This is a genomic window from Streptococcus sp. CF10-1, from assembly GCF_024295825.1.
Classification (GTDB): domain Bacteria; phylum Bacillota; class Bacilli; order Lactobacillales; family Streptococcaceae; genus Streptococcus.
The window spans coordinates 44,540-62,909 of the sequence record NZ_JANCPQ010000002.1; the positions used below are offsets into that span (position 1 = coordinate 44,540).

At 38.5% G+C, this 18,370-nt stretch carries 15 protein-coding genes, 1 tRNA gene and 1 pseudogene; 14 read left to right on the forward strand and 3 right to left on the reverse strand.

Translation table 11 applies throughout. The annotated features are described in order from the left end of the window. Nucleotides 1-180 precede the first annotated feature (180 nt). Both NMM25_RS02595 and NMM25_RS02600 read right to left on the reverse strand, forming a co-directional pair. Nucleotides 181-936 (reverse strand): hypothetical protein, encoded by a 756-nt coding sequence (locus NMM25_RS02595; RefSeq protein WP_254735873.1) that lies wholly within the window; start codon nt 934-936, stop codon nt 181-183. Between the two features lie 603 nt (nt 937-1,539). Further along, a complete protein-coding gene (locus NMM25_RS02600) occupies nt 1,540-2,856 on the reverse strand; it encodes an FAD-containing oxidoreductase (protein ID WP_254735874.1) in 1,317 nt (438 codons plus the stop codon). Between the two features lie 348 nt (nt 2,857-3,204). On the opposite strand from NMM25_RS02600, the gene NMM25_RS02605 reads away from it, so the two are divergent. The 12 genes and pseudogenes from NMM25_RS02605 to NMM25_RS02660 form a co-directional block, all read left to right on the forward strand. Next, the gene (locus NMM25_RS02605) at nt 3,205-4,782 is read left to right on the forward strand and encodes a DEAD/DEAH box helicase (RefSeq protein WP_254735875.1); all 1,578 of its coding nucleotides are present in this window, start codon (nt 3,205-3,207) and stop codon (nt 4,780-4,782) included. Between the two features lie 282 nt (nt 4,783-5,064). Next, nucleotides 5,065-5,853 (forward strand): GTP-sensing pleiotropic transcriptional regulator CodY, encoded by a 789-nt coding sequence (codY, locus tag NMM25_RS02610; RefSeq protein ID WP_000940724.1) that lies wholly within the window; start codon nt 5,065-5,067, stop codon nt 5,851-5,853. After that, entirely contained in the window at nt 5,853-6,428 is a 576-nt protein-coding gene (locus NMM25_RS02615) for a cysteine hydrolase family protein (protein WP_254735876.1), read from the forward strand. The genes codY and NMM25_RS02615 overlap by 1 nt, the downstream gene beginning before the upstream one ends. 80 nt (nt 6,429-6,508) lie before the next feature. Continuing rightward, a tRNA-Leu gene (locus tag NMM25_RS02620) sits at nt 6,509-6,594 on the forward strand. A gap of 267 nt (nt 6,595-6,861) precedes the next feature. Beyond that, entirely contained in the window at nt 6,862-7,473 is a 612-nt protein-coding gene (locus NMM25_RS02625) for a CPBP family intramembrane glutamic endopeptidase (RefSeq protein ID WP_254735877.1), read from the forward strand. A gap of 134 nt (nt 7,474-7,607) precedes the next feature. Continuing rightward, nucleotides 7,608-8,885: an ABC transporter permease gene (locus NMM25_RS02630; RefSeq protein ID WP_254735878.1), complete on the forward strand. Its 1,278-nt coding sequence runs from the start codon at nt 7,608-7,610 to the stop codon at nt 8,883-8,885. A gap of 12 nt (nt 8,886-8,897) precedes the next feature. Beyond that, nucleotides 8,898-9,545: an ABC transporter ATP-binding subunit Vex2 gene (gene vex2 / locus NMM25_RS02635; RefSeq protein ID WP_000173735.1), complete on the forward strand. Its 648-nt coding sequence runs from the start codon at nt 8,898-8,900 to the stop codon at nt 9,543-9,545. A 55-nt stretch (nt 9,546-9,600) separates the two neighbouring features. Then, nucleotides 9,601-10,980 carry an ABC transporter permease subunit Vex3 gene (gene vex3 / locus NMM25_RS02640; protein ID WP_254725114.1) on the forward strand — a complete coding sequence of 460 codons (1,380 nt, stop codon included), beginning with the start codon at nt 9,601-9,603 and terminating at the stop codon, nt 10,978-10,980. 141 nt (nt 10,981-11,121) lie between these two features. Further along, nucleotides 11,122-11,778 carry a response regulator transcription factor VncR gene (gene vncR, locus NMM25_RS02645; RefSeq protein ID WP_254725115.1) on the forward strand — a complete coding sequence of 219 codons (657 nt, stop codon included), beginning with the start codon at nt 11,122-11,124 and terminating at the stop codon, nt 11,776-11,778. Next, nucleotides 11,775-13,103: a sensor histidine kinase VncS gene (gene vncS, locus NMM25_RS02650; protein WP_254735879.1), complete on the forward strand. Its 1,329-nt coding sequence runs from the start codon at nt 11,775-11,777 to the stop codon at nt 13,101-13,103. The genes vncR and vncS overlap by 4 nt, the downstream gene beginning before the upstream one ends. Before the next feature lie 139 nt (nt 13,104-13,242). Beyond that, nucleotides 13,243-14,124 carry a class II fructose-bisphosphate aldolase gene (locus tag NMM25_RS02655; protein WP_254735880.1) on the forward strand — a complete coding sequence of 294 codons (882 nt, stop codon included), beginning with the start codon at nt 13,243-13,245 and terminating at the stop codon, nt 14,122-14,124. A 248-nt stretch (nt 14,125-14,372) separates the two neighbouring features. Beyond that, a pseudogene (locus tag NMM25_RS02660) lies at nt 14,373-14,857 on the forward strand (transposase); the annotation flags it as partial. Between the two features lie 326 nt (nt 14,858-15,183). Here NMM25_RS02660 and NMM25_RS02665 read toward each other — a convergent pair. Further along, nucleotides 15,184-16,215: a zinc-binding alcohol dehydrogenase family protein gene (locus NMM25_RS02665; protein WP_198459875.1), complete on the reverse strand. Its 1,032-nt coding sequence runs from the start codon at nt 16,213-16,215 to the stop codon at nt 15,184-15,186. Nucleotides 16,216-16,343: 128 nt separating this feature from the next. On the opposite strand from NMM25_RS02665, the gene NMM25_RS02670 reads away from it, so the two are divergent. Together NMM25_RS02670 and NMM25_RS02675 are read left to right on the forward strand one after the other, a co-directional pair. Further along, on the forward strand, nt 16,344-16,709 hold the full coding sequence (locus NMM25_RS02670; protein WP_125841242.1) for a helix-turn-helix domain-containing protein: 366 nt from the start codon (nt 16,344-16,346) through the stop codon (nt 16,707-16,709). Between the two features lie 262 nt (nt 16,710-16,971). Beyond that, entirely contained in the window at nt 16,972-17,880 is a 909-nt protein-coding gene (locus NMM25_RS02675; protein ID WP_254735881.1) for a hypothetical protein, read from the forward strand. The last annotated feature ends 490 nt before the right edge of the window (nt 17,881-18,370 follow it).

An 18,370-nucleotide genomic window follows, 5' to 3' on the forward strand; every position in this document is an offset into this window, starting at 1 on the left:
ATACAATATCTTTGAATTTGATAACTTTGGCAACTTTAAGAAATAAATCTTTCTTGCTCTGAACATAAGAAAGGAGAGGACATTGATTATCCTCTACAGGTTTTAAAATTTCATTAATCCATTATAGTTGACAAAGATACCTAACTTTTGGGATTTAGATCATTTTTTGGAAAGTCTCTTTTATAATAAATTACGAATTTTTTCTTTTATAAATGCGTTAAGAGGATAGTGTTTATCAAGATATTCTAGGAGTGCCTGAGCAGATTCAGAAATTCGTTCGTAACCTTGCAAAAAGTAGGGTAATTGTTTGGCTTCATTTGGATAACCTTTTTCAAATCGTCTGTTGCTGTTAAAAATATCTATAAAATTAGATTTAGAAGTTTTTTCCAAATTGATTAGTTCGGTCCAAAGCTTGACGGATCTGTTTTGGATGGAATCATAAGCAGCCAATTTTTCCCCTCGTTGATAGCGACCTAGTCCTATATATAGGTTGCATAAAATTTCTCCCAACAGCCATTCGCGGCCTCTATTTTCTTTTGATGGCAATCTTTGTGGCCGGCAGATTGTTTCATCAAAACCAACCTCCTTCCAGATGATCTTGCCTTCAGCGAAGGGAATGTTTACTAGTTCATGAGCTTCAAAGACAGCAAATTCACAAAAAACATCATCTTCAAATAGAACTTTATGTCCGTCCACTGTATTTTGGTAGTGAAATGCAATTGGTTCTAGATTACTTAACCAAGTTAGATCCTGTATATAGGCCTGCTTGTAGCCATCTTTTACAACAACAAAAAAATCCAAATCTGAGTATTGATCCAATCGGTCTCTTTCTACTCCGCAAGAACCAAGTGCCAGCAAAGCTAGTGCTTGTCTAGAATCTTTTAGAGACTGACCAATATCATCTAGTCTTTGTAACAGTAATTCTGTTTTATTCATAATCGTTACCTCATTATTTCTTGTTTACAGACATTATATAGTTAATGTTTTCGAAAGTCAATTTCATCCCATACCAAATATATACTAATGTAATATGGGATTTCTTTCGATATTTTTTACAATGATAAAGTTTAAACATTTTGCAGAGTATTGCTCATATTATCAAGAAGGAAGAAATTTGAAGTATCCTTTGATTGATTAGAAAGTAATTCTTATTTTTAAAAAGATTAAATGATCTGGAAAATATTTGAGAAGAAAAAATATATCGACTTAGCCATCAATTTGCAAACGGTAAAACCTTTCCACAAACGATGAAAATAAACATACGACCCGCGCAAAGAGTGGATAATTTACTAATTAGGCATGAAACAATCATTGCAAAATATACTTTTTAAATTACCCATAAAACGATGAGCTGAAGCGAGTTATTCAAAGTCATATGTATTGCTGATATTTGAAAGAGTGACCTGAGACTCAATATATAATTAGGACTGCTAAATAAAGTTGGGATATTATATCATAAAAGAGGGAAAAGGCAGATTTGAGATTTCACAGAAACAAAAACAGCCCGATGAGGGCTGTGAGATACGAAGAAGTCTCAACTTAAATCGCAAACAAGTCATTCAAGTTCTCAGCCAAGGTTGGGTGAGTGAAGATTTGTTTTGTGAAGTAAGTGTAAGGAATCTTGTTGTCCATTGCAACAGTGATGATGTTGATGATTTCTTGTGAACCTTCTGAGAAGATAGTTGCACCAATAATTTCTTTTGTTTCAGTGTTCACAACAGCTTTGAAGGCTCCACGAAGGTCTCCATTTACATGACCACGAGGCATCACAGCAACAGGGATTTCCTTCACAGCGTATGGAAGTTTCAAATCAGCTGCTTGGCTTTCCGTCAAACCAACTTGTGAAAGTGCAGGTGTGATGAACATGGTGTTTGGCACATTGAGACGGTCTTCAAGTGTGTAGCTGCCATCTCCAGCAAGGTAACTATAGACAACACGGAAGTCATCAAGTGAGATGTAGGTAAATTGAGGTCCACCGTTGACATCCCCAACTGCAAAGACACCAGGAACGTTTGTTTGACAATGTTTGTCGACCTTGATAGCACCACGCTCTGTTAGTTCAATATCTGTGTTTTCAAGTTGAAGTGGTTCTACGTTTGGCTTACGTCCAGTTGCGTAGAGAAGGGCGTCGAAACGGTAAGTTTCGTTTTCAGTTACGACAAGAACTTGGTCACCGTCGTTTTTGATTTCAGTAGTACGGATGTTTTGAAGCAATTCAATGCCGTCTTCTTCCATATACTGTTTAGCAAGAGCTGCGATGGATGGTTCTGCACGAGGAAGGAAAGTATACAAGGCATCTAGGACGGTAACCTTGCTACCAAGTTTATTGTAGAGTCCTGCAAATTCAAGACCGATATTTCCACCACCAAGTACTCCAAGTTTTTCAGGCAATTTATCCAAATTTTGGATACCTGTCGAGTCAAAGACATTCTTACTTGTAGCAAGTCCTGGAATTGGCAAGACGTTTGAAACAGCACCAGTATTGATAACGATAGTTTCAGCAGTCAGTTCTTGTTTTTCGTCACCAGCTTGGATTTCGATGACCTTGTTTGAAAGGAAATTCGCTTCCGCATCAAAGATATCCACACCTGTACCCGCAACAGTTGCATAGTTTTTACCGTTGAGGCGACTAGTGATAGTATTTTTGGTAGCAATGACTTCTTCAAAAGACAAGTCCTTCTCAGCAGCAACTAGCAAGGTTTTAGTTGGGATACAACCGATGTTGATACATGTTCCACCGTACATAGCTTTGCTACGTTCAACGAGGGCAACTTTTTTGCCAGCTGAAGCCAATTTACCAGCTAGTGTTTTACCAGCTTTACCAAATCCAATAACGATTAAATCATATGTTAACATTTATAGTCCTCCTGTTTGATTTTTATTCTAGCACAAGAAAACACTTTTTGCACAAATCTGCTACGGGAAATGAAGTACGTTTGAAATGGTCCCTTCAAATCCTTTGAAAAACCAGTTTCAGGCCACATTACTATTAGAAAATCGTTTACATGGTTTTCCTGAAGAATTCTACTATCTTTTGCTTTGTTCTTGTGTTATACTAGATAGGTTGCAAAAAAACTAGTACTTTTCTTTCGTGGAAAAGAAGCAACACGGTATCTTTTTTTGTAGAAGATACGTCATGAAAAGAAAAGTATACACTAAAGCCCTATAGGGTGGCTTCGCACCACCTTTAGAAAGAAGAATAACGTGAAATTTAATGAATTTAACTTGTCTGCTGAATTGCTAGCAGAGATTGAAAAAGCTGGATTTGTAGAAGCCAGTCCCATCCAAGAACAGACTATTCCCTTGGCTCTCGAAGGAAAAGATGTTATCGGTCAAGCTCAGACTGGTACAGGAAAAACTGCTGCCTTTGGTTTGCCAACCCTTGAAAAAGTCCGTACAGAAGAAGCGACCATCCAAGCCTTGGTCATCGCTCCAACTCGTGAACTCGCTGTCCAAAGTCAAGAGGAACTCTTCCGCTTTGGCCGTAGCAAAGGAGTGAAAGTTCGCTCAGTTTACGGTGGTTCCAGCATTGAAAAACAAATCAAGGCCCTTAAATCTGGTGCCCATATTGTGGTAGGAACACCAGGCCGTCTCTTGGACTTGATTAAACGCAAGGCCTTGAAATTACAAGACATTGAAACCCTCATCCTTGATGAAGCGGATGAAATGCTCAACATGGGCTTCCTTGAAGACATCGAAGCCATCATTTCCCGTATCCCTGAAAATCGTCAAACCTTGCTCTTTTCAGCAACCATGCCAGATGCTATCAAACGTATCGGTGTTCAATTTATGAAAGACCCTGAGCATGTCAAGATTGCTGCCAAGGAATTGACAACAGAATTGGTGGATCAGTACTATATCCGTGTCAAGGAACAAGAAAAATTTGATACCATGACACGTCTCATGGATGTGGAACAACCAGAACTTGCTATCGTATTTGGTCGTACCAAACGTCGTGTGGATGAATTGACTCGTGGACTTAAAATCCGTGGTTTCCGTGCAGAAGGAATTCATGGTGATTTGGACCAAAACAAACGTCTTCGTGTCCTTCGTGATTTTAAAAATGGCAATCTAGATGTTTTGGTTGCGACAGACGTGGCAGCGCGTGGTTTGGATATCTCAGGTGTGACCCATGTCTACAACTACGATATTCCACAAGATCCTGAAAGTTACGTTCACCGTATCGGTCGTACAGGTCGTGCTGGTAAGTCAGGTCAGTCTATTACTTTCGTATCACCAAATGAAATGGGCTACCTCCAAATCATTGAAAACTTAACTAAGAAACGCATGAAAGGTCTCAAACCTGCAAGTGCAGAAGAAGCCTTCCAAGCAAAAAAACACGTAGCTCTCAAGAAAATCGAACGCGATTTTGCGGATGAAACTATTCGTGGGAACTTTGAGAAATTTGCTAAAGATGCTCGTAAGTTAGCTGCTGAATTTAGTCCAGAAGAATTGGCTATGTATATCTTGAGTCTGACAGTCCAAGATCCAGACAGCCTTCCTGAAGTGGAGGTTGCGCGTGAAAAACCACTGCCATTTAAACCATCAGGTAATGGATTCGGTGGTAAAGGTAAGGGAGGTCGTGGAGGCCGTCGTGGAGACGACCGTCGAGATCGTGATCGCCGTGGCAATGGTCGCCGTGATGACTTCAAGAAAGGCAACCGCGGAAACGATCGTTTTGATAAAGACAGACGTTACCGTAATAAAGACAATAAAAAACCTCACAACACTTCAAGTGAAAAGAAAACAGGCTTTGTTATTCGTAACAAAGGAGACAAATAGAAAAAAGCGATTCACACTGTGAATCGCTTTTATATATAAGGAGACCGATAGTAAAAGAAGATGGTGATAGTAAAGGATAGGTGAAACGGAAAGGGATTTACCATGTCATCTTCTTATAATGTTATAATATCAAAAAATAATTCAGCTGTCAACACAAAAGAACTCATTTTTCTAAAATATTTTTGCTGTTCAAAATTGTAATTAAATAAGCAATTTTCAGATAATTATTGAAATAAGGACTTTTCTATGTTATAATGGAAGCGATTATATGCGAGGTAAAAAATGGCACATTTATTAGAAAAAACAAGAAAAATCACGTCTATTCTAAAGCGCTCTGAGGAGCAACTCCAAGATGAACTTCCTTACAATGCGATCACACGCCAGTTAGCTGATATTATTGACTGTAACGCTTGTATCGTGAATAACAAGGGACGTCTCTTGGGTTACTTTATGCGTTATAAGACCAATAATGACCGTGTAGAACAATTCTTCCAAACCAAAACCTTCCCTGACGTCTATGTACAAGGGGCAAACATGATCTATGATACGGAAGCCAATCTTCCTGTTGAACATGATTTGACCATTTTCCCTGTGGAGAGCCGTGCAGACTTTCCAGATGGGTTGACAACTATTGCTCCGATTCATGTATCAGGGATTCGCCTAGGTTCGTTGATCATTTGGCGCAATGATAAGAAGTTTGAAGATGAAGATTTGATCCTTGTCGAGATTGCCAGCACGGTAGTAGGGATTCAACTATTGAACTTCCAACGTGAAGAAGATGAGAAAAATATTCGCCGTCGTACGGCTGTTACCATGGCGGTCAATACCCTTTCCTATTCAGAACTTCGTGCCGTATCAGCTATTCTAGCTGAGTTGGATGGGAATGAAGGGCAGCTGACTGCATCAGTTATTGCAGATCGTATTGGCATTACGCGCTCAGTGATTGTCAATGCGCTTCGTAAATTGGAGTCGGCGGGAATTATTGAGAGTCGTTCTTTAGGAATGAAGGGGACTTATCTCAAAGTTCTAATTGGTGATATTTTTGAGGAAGTGAAAAAGAGGGACTACTAATGGCAAAGGCTTTAATCTCGATTGACTATACAGAGGATTTCGTAGCAGACCATGGAAAGCTAACTGCTGGCGCACCTGCTCAAGCGATATCAAAAGCCATTGATCAGGTAACTAGATTAGCTTTTGATCGTGGAGACTATGTCTTTTTTACCATTGATGCTCATGAAGAGAAGGATACATTCCACCCAGAAAGCAAGCTTTTTCCACCGCACAACATCATCGGAACTAGTGGGCGTAACCTTTATGGCTCCCTAGCTGATTTTTATGCTGAGCATGAGGCGGATAGTCGTGTCTTTTGGATGGATAAGCGTCACTATTCAGCTTTTTCAGGAACGGACTTAGATATCCGTTTGCGGGAACGTCGGGTTGACACTGTTATCTTAACAGGTGTTTTGACGGACATTTGTGTTCTTCATACGGCTATTGATGCCTATAACCTCGGCTATCATATTGAGATTGTTAAGCCTGCAGTTGCCTCTATCTGGCCAGAAAATCATCAGTTTGCTCTTGGTCATTTTAAGAACACTCTGGGAGCCAAGTTGCTGGATGAAAATCTGGCTGAAATCCAAGAATAATTCCCTTGGAAAAATGAAAAAAATCTGAAAAAAGTGTTGACAAAGATTTTGAAAGTTGATATACTAGTAAAGTAATCGACGCGGGGATGGCGGAATTGGCAGACGCGCAGGACTAAGGATCCTGTGACCGCTTTAGGTCGTGAGGGTTCAAGTCCCTCTCTCCGCATAGGGTAAGAGTTGGCTTTTGCTAGCTCTTTTTTGTTAGTGTGCATAGTGATTATTCAACAAGTGAGGTCTGCCTTTCTTGTTTTTTTTCTTTTAAATAGTGCTATAATATAGATAGAAAGTAACCGTAAAAGCTCTTATACGAAAGATAATAGAGTAATGGATACTAATAGGTTTAGTTAAAGCAGATATATAAGTTAGGGAAGGAGGAGTAGATAGTCGTTTGGTATTTGAAATGAGTATTTCAAAAGTGTAAAGGAGGATTACGATGGGTAATGAACTTCAACGAATAATGAGCGCCTTTATTCAAATTCTCTTTATTATTTTACTACCTTCTATCTGGTGGTTTCTGACTGTGAGGGGAAAAGTCCCATTTATGGAATGGATAGGGCTAAAAGCTATCAAAACAGCAAAAACTTTGCAGCTGATTTTATGGATGGTGGGGGGATTTTCCTTATTTACTATTTTTTCTATCCTTATCTTTCCTCTTACTCGTGGTCTAGCAACAGCCACTTCGGCTTTTTCTGCTATGGGTTCTAAGGCTTTACCAAGTGTTCTAATTTACAGTATTTTGCAAACATCTTTACCAGAGGAACTATTATTTAGAGGTTTTCTACTCAAACGAATGGCAAATCACATGCCGTTTGTCTTTGCAAATACCATACAGGCCTTCGCTTTTGGATTGCTTCATGGAGTATTATTTGCTTCAGTAGTAAGTTTGGAAGTCACTTTTTTCATTGTATTTTTTACTGGAGCAATAGCAGCTTATCTTGGTTTTGTTAATGAAAAGATAGCAGGAGGATTAATTTTACCAAGTTGGTTAATGCACGCTACAGCCAACATCCTCTCTGGTTTAGTTTCTGCATTTTCTTTGCTTTGAGTGGATAAAGTTATAAAAATGGAGCTGGTAGAAATACCAGCTTTTTTCAAAAAGATAAATCAAAAAAATTTTTCGATTTCATAAACATTTCATATTTGGATTTTATAATAGTCTTACAAATATGGAGGTGACAAATGAATCCAATCCAAAGAGCTTGGGCTTATGTCAGCAGAAAACGACTGAGAAGTTTTATTTTATTTCTGATTTTATTTGTCCTTTTAGCAGGAATTTCAGCCTGTTTGACTCTGATGAAGTCCAACAAAACAGTAGAAAGTAATCTTTACAAATCACTCAATACATCTTTTTCTATCAAAAAGATAGAAAATGGACAGACCTTCAAGTTGTCGGACCTAGCATCCGTGAGCAAGATTAAGGGACTGGAAAATGTCTCTCCTGAACTCGAAACGGTCGCAAAACTAAAAGATAAGGAAGCGGTGAGTGGTGAGCAGAGCGTAGAACGTGATGATTTGTCAGCTGCAGACAAGAACTTGGTTAGCTTAATGGCTCTCGAGGATTCATCCAAGGATGTCACCTTTACCAGTTCGGCTTTCAATCTAAAAGAAGGGCGACACCTTCAAAAAGGGGATTCCAAGAAAATCCTGATTCACGAAGAGTTGGCCAAGAAGAACGGTCTTTCGCTTCATGACAAGATTCGCTTGGACGCTGGTCAGTCCGAATCTGGAAAAGGGCAAACAGTAGAGTTTGAGATTGTCGGCATCTTTTCTGGTAAGAAACAAGAAAAATTCACAGGCTTGTCTTCTGACTTCAGTGAAAACCAAGTCTTTACAGACTATGAAAGCAGCCAAACCATTCTGGGAAATAGTGAACCTCAAGTCAGTGCAGCACGCTTCTATGTTGAAAATCCTAAGGAAATGGACGGACTCATGAAGCAGGTGGAAAACTTGGCTTTGGAAAGTCAAGGTTACCAAGTCGAGAAGGAAAACAAGGCCTTTGAACAAATCAAGGACTCAGTTGCAACCTTCCAAACCTTCCTCACCATCTTCCTTTATGGGATGTTGATAGCAGGAGCTGGAGCCTTAATTTTGGTCTTGTCTCTCTGGTTGAGAGAAAGGGTCTACGAAGTAGGGATTTTACTGGCACTAGGAAAAGGCAAGAATTCGATTTTCCTACAATTCTGTTTAGAGGTAGTTTTGGTATCTCTCGGAGCTTTGCTTCCATCCTTTATCGCTGGAAATGCCATTACATCCTATCTGCTCCAAACTGTCCTAGCCAGTGGAGATCAGGCAAGCTTACAGGACACGTTAGCCAAAGCAAGCAGTCTATCAACTGATCTCCTATCCTTTGCAGAATCCTATGTCTTTCTGCTCCTGATTGGTTGCTTGTCTGTAGCCCTTTGTTTCCTATTCTTATTTAGAAAGTCGCCTAAGGAAATTTTATCATCTATTAGTTAAGAAGGAGAAATCATGACTTTATTACAATTGCAAGATGTTACCTACCGTTATAAGAACACTGCTGAGGCAGTTTTATATCAGATCAAGTATAATTTTGAACCCGGAAAATTTTATAGTATCATTGGTGAGTCAGGAGCTGGAAAATCCACTCTCTTGTCCCTACTGGCTGGTCTAGATAGTCCTGTTGAAGGTTCTATCCTTTTCCAAGGAGAGGACATTCGGAATAAGGGATATTCTTACCATCGCATGCACCATATTTCCCTGGTCTTTCAAAATTATAACTTGATAGATTATCTTTCTCCGCTGGAAAATATCCGCTTGGTCAACAAAAAGGCAAGCAAGGATACACTTCTTGAGCTTGGTTTGGATGAAAGTCAGATCAAGCGGAACGTTCTCCAGTTATCAGGTGGTCAACAACAACGTGTAGCCATCGCTCGCAGTTTGGTCTCAGAAGCTCCAGTTATTCTAGCTGATGAGCCAACAGGAAATCTGGATCCTAAAACTGCTGGAGATATTATCGAACTGCTCAAGTCACTTGCCGAGAAAACAGGTAAATGTGTGATCGTCGTCACCCACAGTAAAGAAGTGGCACAAGCGTCAGATATTACACTTGAATTGAAGGATAAGAAACTAACTGAAACTCGCAATACTACAAAATAAGATGAGTTTGTTTTGATAGAATGATAAAAACGAATCAAATCTAGAAAGGGAACCTATGTTACACAACGCATTTGCCTATGTTACAAGGAAGTTTTTCAAATCGATTGTTATCTTCCTGATTATTCTCCTCATGGCGAGCTTGAGTTTGGTCGGCTTGTCGATCAAGGGAGCTACTGCCAAGGCTTCTCAGGAGACATTTAAAAATATCACCAATAGCTTCTCCATGCAAATCAATCGTCGCGTCAATCAAGGAACGCCACGTGGTTCTGGGAATATCAAGGGTGAGGATATCAAAAAAATCACCGAAAACAAGGCCATCGAGTCTTATGTTAAACGCATCAACGCCATCGGAGATTTGACTGGATACGACCTCATCGAAACGCCAGAAACCAAGAAAAATCTCACTGCTGACCGTGCCAAACGGTTTGGAAGCAGCTTGATGATTACAGGTGTCAATGACTCCTCTAAAGAAGATAAGTTTGTCTCTGGTTCATATAAGCTGGTCGAAGGTGAGCACTTAACCAACGACGACAAGGACAAGATTCTCATGCACAAGGACTTGGCAGCCAAACACGGTTGGAAAGTCGGAGATAAGATCAAATTGGACTCTAATGTCTATGATGCAGACAATGAAAAAGGTGCCAAGGAAACAGTCGAAGTGACAATCAAGGGACTCTTTGATGGTCACAATAAGTCAGCAGTAACCTACTCACAAGAACTCTATGAAAATACAGCCATCACAGACATTCACACTGCTGCAAAACTTTATGGATACACAGAAGACACAGCTATTTATGGGGACGCAACCTTCTTTGTAACAGCAGACAAGAACTTGGATGATGTCATGAAAGAGTTGAACGGTATCAGTGGTATCAACTGGAAGAGCTACACACTTGTGAAGAGCTCCTCTAACTACCCAGCTCTTGAGCAATCCATCTCTGGTATGTACAAGATGGCCAACCTCCTCTTCTGGGGTAGCTTGAGCTTTTCAGTTCTTCTCCTTGCTCTCTTGCTTAGTCTTTGGATCAATGCTCGTCGCAAGGAAGTGGGAATTCTCCTCTCTATCGGTCTCAAGCAGGCAAGTATCTTGGGTCAATTCATCACCGAATCCATCTTGATTGCCATCCCTGCTCTTGTTTCTGCATACTTCCTAGCCAACTACACAGCTCGTGCCATCGGAAACACTGTTCTTGCCAATGTCACTTCAGGTGTTGCCAAGCAAGCCAGCAAGGCTGCTCAAGCTTCTAACCTTGGTGGTGGTGCAGAAGTAGATGGCTTTAGCAAGACCTTGTCGAGCCTAGACATTTCCATTCAGACATCAGACTTTATCATCGTCTTTGTCCTTGCCTTGGTTCTAGTGGTTCTCGTTATGGCGCTTGCCTCAAGCAATCTCCTTAGAAAACAACCAAAAGAGCTCTTGCTCGATAGCGAATAAAAAACTTGCTACCTATTCTCCCCTAAATGGGGTATAATATAGGTAGCATTTTTATCTATTTCATCCTGATAAGGCTTCTTCCTATCAGGATGAAACAGAGAAGATTTACAAGAAATTTAAAGGAATGTGAAACGTTTTTCTATGAAAATTTTAATTGTAGAAGATGAAGAGATGATCCGTGAGGGGATCAGTGACTATTTGACGGATTGTGGTTATGAAACCATCGAGGCTGCGGACGGTCAAGAAGCCTTGGAACAATTTTCCAGCTATGAAGTAGCTCTAGTACTACTGGATATCCAGATGCCTAAGCTCAATGGTCTGGAAGTACTAGCTGAGATACGCAAGACCAGTCAGGTTCCTGTCTTGATGCTGACCGCCTTTCAGGATGAGGAATACAAGATGAGTGCTTTTGCTTCTCTAGCAGATGGTTATCTGGAAAAGCCCTTCTCTCTCTCCCTTCTAAAAGTGAGGGTAGATGCAATTTTCAAGCGCTACTACGATACGGGACGAGTCTTCTCTTATAAGGATACCAAGGTGGACTTTGAGAGTTATAGTGCAAGCCTCGCAGGTCAAGAAGTGGCCATCAATGCCAAAGAGTTGGAAATTCTGGACTATCTGGTGAAAAATGAAGGCCGGGCCTTGACTCGTTCTCAGATAATTGATGCTGTCTGGAAGGCGACAGATGAGGTTCCCTTTGACCGTGTTATTGATGTCTATATCAAAGAACTGCGGAAAAAGCTAGACTTGGATTGTATCCTCACTGTGCGCAATGTTGGTTATAAATTGGAGAGAAAATGAAACGAACAGGTCTATTTACAAAGATATTTATCTATACCTTCTCGATTTTTAGTGTTCTGGTTATTTGTCTTCATTTAGCCATTTATTTTCTCTTTCCCTCTACTTATCTGAGCCACCGTCAGGAAACCATTGGTCAGAAAGCGACAGCCATTGCCCAGTCCCTAGAAGGAAAGGATAGGCAGAGTATCGAGCAAGTGTTAGATTTGTATTCCCAGAGCAGTGATATCAAAGGAGCTGTCAAGGGAGAAATGACTGAGGACAAGTTAGAGGTCAAGGACAATCTTCCTCTGGATACGGACCGCCAGACAACTTCCCTCTTTATCGAGGAGCGTGAGGTGAAAACGCAAGATGGTAGCACGATGACTCTCCAATTTCTAGCTTCCATGGACCTGCAAAAGGAAGCAGAGCAGATTAGTCTCCAATTTCTCCCCTATACCTTGTTGGCATCCTTTCTGATTTCACTTTTAGTGGCCTACATCTATGCTCGGACCATTGTTGCACCGATTTTGGAAATCAAGCGGGTGACCCGTCGGATGATGGATCTGGATGCTCAAGTACGGTTGCGTGTGGATTCTAAGGATGAGATTGGTGATCTCAAGGAACAAATCAATAGCCTTTACCAGCACCTTTTGACAGTTATTGCGGACTTGCATGACAAGAATGAAGCTATTCTCCAGCTGGAGAAGATGAAGGTTGAGTTCCTACGAGGGGCTTCTCATGAATTGAAAACACCTCTGGCTAGCTTGAAAATTCTGATTGAAAATATGAAAGAAAATGTCGGTCGTTATAAGGATAGAGACCATTATCTTGGAGTTGCCTTGGGGATTGTGGATGACCTCAGTCACCACGTTCTCCAGATATTGTCACTTTCTTCTGTTCAGGAATTACGAGACGAGAAAGAAGAGGTTGACCTCCTTCAGATGACGCAAAGTCTGGTCAAGGATTATGCTTTGCTTGCCAAGGAGAGAGAACTTCAGGTAGACATTAGCCTAACCCATCAGCAAGCTTACATAAACCCATCTGTCATGAAATTAATCCTATCGAATCTCATCAGTAATGCTATCAAGCACTCCACTCCAGGCGGCCTGGTCAGCATTGGAGAAAGAGAAGGGGAGCTCTCTATCGAGAATAGCTGTAGTCCTGAAGAACAAGAAAAATTGGCCCAGTCTTTTTCTGAAAATGCTAGTCGCAAGGCCAAGGGTTCGGGGATGGGACTCTTTGTGGTCAAAAGTCTATTAGAACACGAGAAAATACCTTATCATTTTGAGATGCAAGATGATCGCTTGACCTTCTTCATGCGTTATCCTAAAGTCGTGCAAGACTAAGGGAAAGAAAGGGTTTACATTGATTGGACTGGAAGAAATTCAATCTAAAGTATGGGAAAAACTAGCTTTTTTTATCAAAAAGTGATAAAATGAACAATGTAAATGGGATGTCCCAAAAAATATATAGGAGGCCTGACAAATGGCAATCGTTTCAGCAGAAAAATTTGTCCAAGCAGCTCGTGACAACGGTTATGCAGTTGGTGGATTTAACACAAACAACCTTGAGTGGACTCAAGCTATCTTGCGCGCAGCAGAAGCTAAAAAAGCTCCAGTTTTGATCCAAACTTCAATGGGTGCTGCTAAATACATGGGTGGTTACAAAGTTGCTCGCAACTTGATCGCTAACCTTGTTGAATCAATGGGTATCACTGTACCAGTAGCTATCCACCTTGACCACGGTCACTACGAAGATGCACTTGAGTGTATTCAAGTTGGTTATACTTCAGTAATGTTTGACGGTTCACACCTTCCAGTTGAAGAAAACCTTGAAAAAGCTCGTAAAGTTGTAGAATTTGCTCATGCAAATGGTGTATCAGTAGAAGCTGAAGTTGGAACTATCGGTGGTGAAGAAGACGGAATCATCGGTGATGGTGAATTGGCTCCAATCGAAGATGCTAAAGCAATGGTTGCAACTGGTATCGACTTCTTGGCAGCTGGTATCGGTAACATCCACGGTCCTTACCCTGCAAACTGGAAAGGTCTTCACCTTGACCACTTGCAAAAATTGACTGAAGCTGTACCAGGATTCCCAATCGTATTGCACGGTGGTTCAGGTATTCCTGATGACCAAATCCAAGCAGCTATCAAACTTGGTGTTGCGAAAGTTAACGTTAACACTGAATGCCAAATCGCATTCGCTAACGCAACTCGTAAATTTGCTCGTGACTACGAAGCAAACGAAGCAGAATACGACAAGAGAAAACTCTTCGACCCACGTAAATTCTTGGCTGACGGTGTAAAAGCTATCCAAGCATCAGTTGAAGAACGTATCGACGTATTCGGTTCAGAAGGTAAAGCTTAATCTAGCTGAACAATACAGAAAGAACCTGCCCATTGGGTGGGTTTTTGTGTTTTCTTTTATAGAGAATATACTTAAGACTACTATATCCAAAGTTGCTAAATTAATGTAATTATTCTAAGACTACCCTTGGCGAACGAATATAATAACTTTACGCCTGTTTTCAAAGGAAATCACTGTCTTTCCCAAAGTAAATTGGAACATCTAATTTTTTAGGAATGCTGAGTAGCTAAATGAATGATAGAAATTTCAAAAAAATTAATAGTTTAAAGCGCTTAGCACCTGTTTATATTGATGAAACGGGATTCGATACTTATTTTTGTCGAGAATACGGTCGCTCATTATAAGGTCAGTTAATAGGAGGTAAAGTATCTGGAAGAAGATATCAGAGGATTTCTTTGGTTGCAGGTCTAACAAATAGTAAGTTAATCGCTCCAATGACTTACGAAGAGACGATGACGAGCGACTTTTTTGAAGCTTGGTTTCAGAAGTTTCTCCTACCAATATTAAATACACCATTAGTTATTATTATGGATAATGCAAGATTCCATAGAATGGGTAAGCTAGAGCTCTTATGAAGAGTTTGGGCATAAACCTTTACCACTTCCTCCCTACTCACCTGAGTACAATCTTATTGAGAAAACATGGGCTCGTATCAAATAGCACCCCAAAAAGGTATTACCAAGTTGTAATACCTTTTTTCTAGGCTCTTTTGTCTTGTTCTTGTTTCAATTGACGGTAGTATTCACCATCTAAAGAATTACTTGATTGGTTAGAACAGGCAATTAATAAAATTGCAGATAGAGGCACTAAAAATAATGTGGCAAATTCTTACATTTGCTTACTCCATTTTTATTATATCAAAGTAATTTTACAAGTTTAAGACAGGTAGTACTGACAATCATTTTACTTTTTCGGGGAATATCCCTTTCTATGAAATAAAAGTCGAATCTGTTCTTGAAAAAAATTCACAGACCTATTGCTTTACTATGCTATCCTTAATTACACGAGACTCATTATACCTATTTATTCTTTCTTTCTCCATTAATTAATTCTAATTTTTTACTCTTTTGGATTGCTGATAACAATTTTTCCTATGGTTCGACCGGTTTCTAGAAGCCTGTGAGCCTCTTTAATGTTTATTGAATTCATTGGAGATAATCTTTTTGTAACCGTCGTTTTTAGCTCTCCATTATCAATCATATCTGCAATTTGATTAAGAATATAATGTTGACTAATCAAATCTTCTGTTTGCCACATTGATTTTGCAAACATAAATTCCCATGAAAAACTAACTGCTTTAGACTGTAGTGCAGACAAATTGACTTTTTCTTTAGTTTCGTCAATAGAACAGATTTTTCCTTGAGGTTTAATAGCTTTTACCATAAAATCCCAATGCTTTTCAGTATTATTTAAACAGAAAATGTAATCAACTGTTGAGAATCCAATTTCATTAAGCTCTTTATCCATATCTTCAAAATGATTAATTACAAATTCAGCTCCATGCTCCAAAACCCACTTTTTACTTTCATATCTGGAAGCAGTTCCAATAACAGTTAACCCTACATTATGAGCTAACTGACAAGCTATTGATCCTACTCCACCACTTGCTCCGATGATTAATATACTCTTAGTATAATTTTTGCTTTTATCAAATGGGATTTTTAATTTTTCAAATAAACCCTCATATGCTGTTAAGGAAGTTAAGGGTAAGGCCGCAGAATCTTCAAAAGATAAAGTATTTGGTTTTTTCCCAACAATACGCTCATCTACAAGTTGATATTCAGCATAGGACCCCGATTTTGTTAAATCTCCCGCATAGAATACCTCATCGCCAACAGAAAACAACTCGCAATCTTCCCCTACCTCTGAGACAATTCCGGAAGCATCCCATCCTAAGATTCTCGGGGATTCTTCGACTTTACTTTTTGGAGATCTAACTTTATAATCTACTGGATTTACTGAAATCGCTTTAACCTCAACAAGTAAGTTCTTTCCTTTAGCAAAAGGTTTATCTAACTCAACGTCTTCAAAACTTCTCTTATCATCAATAGGTAAATATCTGTATAATCCGACCCCTTTCATAGTTGCCATAGTTCAATTTCCTTTCCTTATTTTATTTGGTATAATGTTAATTATAGGCAAATACTGCAAAATAACAATATTGAAGTTTTTGTAACTAGTGATATTTTAGTAACTTAAGATAGAAAGATGGGTAGATTATGGTAAGAAAAATTTATGATTGTGCTAATGGATGTCCAGTAGAAACCACTCTCCAAGTAATTTCTGGCAAATGGAAATGCGTAATATTATTTCACTTATTAAATAATAAAATTTGTCGATTTGGCGAATTAGAAAAATTAATGCCCGGTTGTTCTAGAAGGATGTTAGCGTTGCAACTTAAAGAATTGGAGTTGGACAAAATTATTCATAAAGATATTTACTCTATCATGCCTCCGATAACAGAGTATACACTAACTGAACTTGGGAGAACTTTAGAACCAGTAGTAGTTGAAATGAATAGATGGGGAAATAAATATAATCAAATTTTATTTAAAAATGGTAACGAGCTTCCTGTTGATAAATAAATTTCTCTTAACACGATTAAATGCCCTCTAGTTTAATAAATTAATTGAAAAAAATATACTCTTTGAGAACAAATTTCTCGTATTAAATTACAAATAATTAAGTATGATATATCTTTTGTCTATCCATAGATAAAGTATTATTAGATATCAAGCCAATAAACTTGTCAAAAGGAGTCTGAGTTAGTAAGAAAAAATAAGCACATCCTTCTGCAATTTTATGGTATTAGAGTGTTACTATATCCCATTTTAGAGAGGTCGAATTATGGCAATTGCTCCTTTTAAAAATTACGATTATGAATTAGTTTTATCTGATTTAATTGCAGATATATATTATTCAACTATCAGTATGGGAAGTAGGATAATATTACTCAGAAAATTGACAGAGTTATTAGCTCGCAAATTTTTGGATTTGGGAGCAGGAGAACCCATGAATCTGGGAGATATAACTACTCATGAAAAAAATGAAAAGTTTAAAGTAACAGAAAGGTATAAAAAGGTAGATAAACGACTAGTCAAGGATTTTGAAAAAACTATAGATAGGTTAAGAAAATTAGGCAATAAATACACTCATACAGCAAATATATCGGATGCTAATGTAGATGAATTGAGTATAGCCGAAGACTCCATTTGGGATTTATTTTCTTATTTATTTGTACAATATTTTTTGAAATATGGTCTGAATTTAAAAACAGACAAAAATATCTTGACATTGTTCTCTGTTTTACCTCCTGAAATTAGATATCGAACTTTGAAAAAAATAATTGATATCATAGGGTATGATAATATTCAACTTCTAGACAAGTTTCTTTTGTCTATCGTTAAGGCTAGAGGGATTGATGAAGCTAGATTTTGGCTATATAATAATAGTAAATTTCTTCAAGATGTAATTTATCCTTCAGAATCTGAAATTATCGAATATGAGGAGAATTTTTCTCAGAATGTTTTACCTCTTAAGCTAAGAAATCATTCTAATTGTTATAGTCTATTAGTATCTGTTCTGAATAACACTGATGTCCAATTGTCATCACATGGTTATTATAGAGATTTCGAAGAAGCTGTAGCCGAATATAAAAAGCATGATTTAGATCTTTATTTATCTAGCACTGAAGAACAAAAGATATTTAAAGATCTTATAAAATTCTGTTTTATAGGGAGAGTTCCAGTTTGTTAGTATGATTCATATTCACTGCAAAAGAAGCTTATTCAACATTCTCCAAATTTCTTCTGTCTATACTAGGATTTATGGCAAATTCAACCTAAGATTTTGCCCCTATTTTGCCACACTTTTTTAAGAACTAAAGGGAATAATGAAGTATATTTCTAATACAGTGTGGGTGGAAGAATACCTGAATATAGCCCTTTTTAGTGTATGAGGAAGTATAGTAAATAAATGATTTATGTTCAGAAGGTAAAGCATAATCTAGCTGAACAATACAAAACAAAAACCTTCCCATCAGGCAGGTTTTTTGGTGTTTTAAGGAAACTATTAAACCAGAATCTTTGATTAAAAATACCATTTTAAGAGAGAAATCTCTAATTTCATAATCTTTCGGCAAACGCTTGCATTCCGTTTTTTATTGGACTATAATAGGTTGGTATAAAGCCTTCTGTAATAATAAAATGTAGAGGGTTCAGAAAGTAAGGATTTAGAATATTTGTAG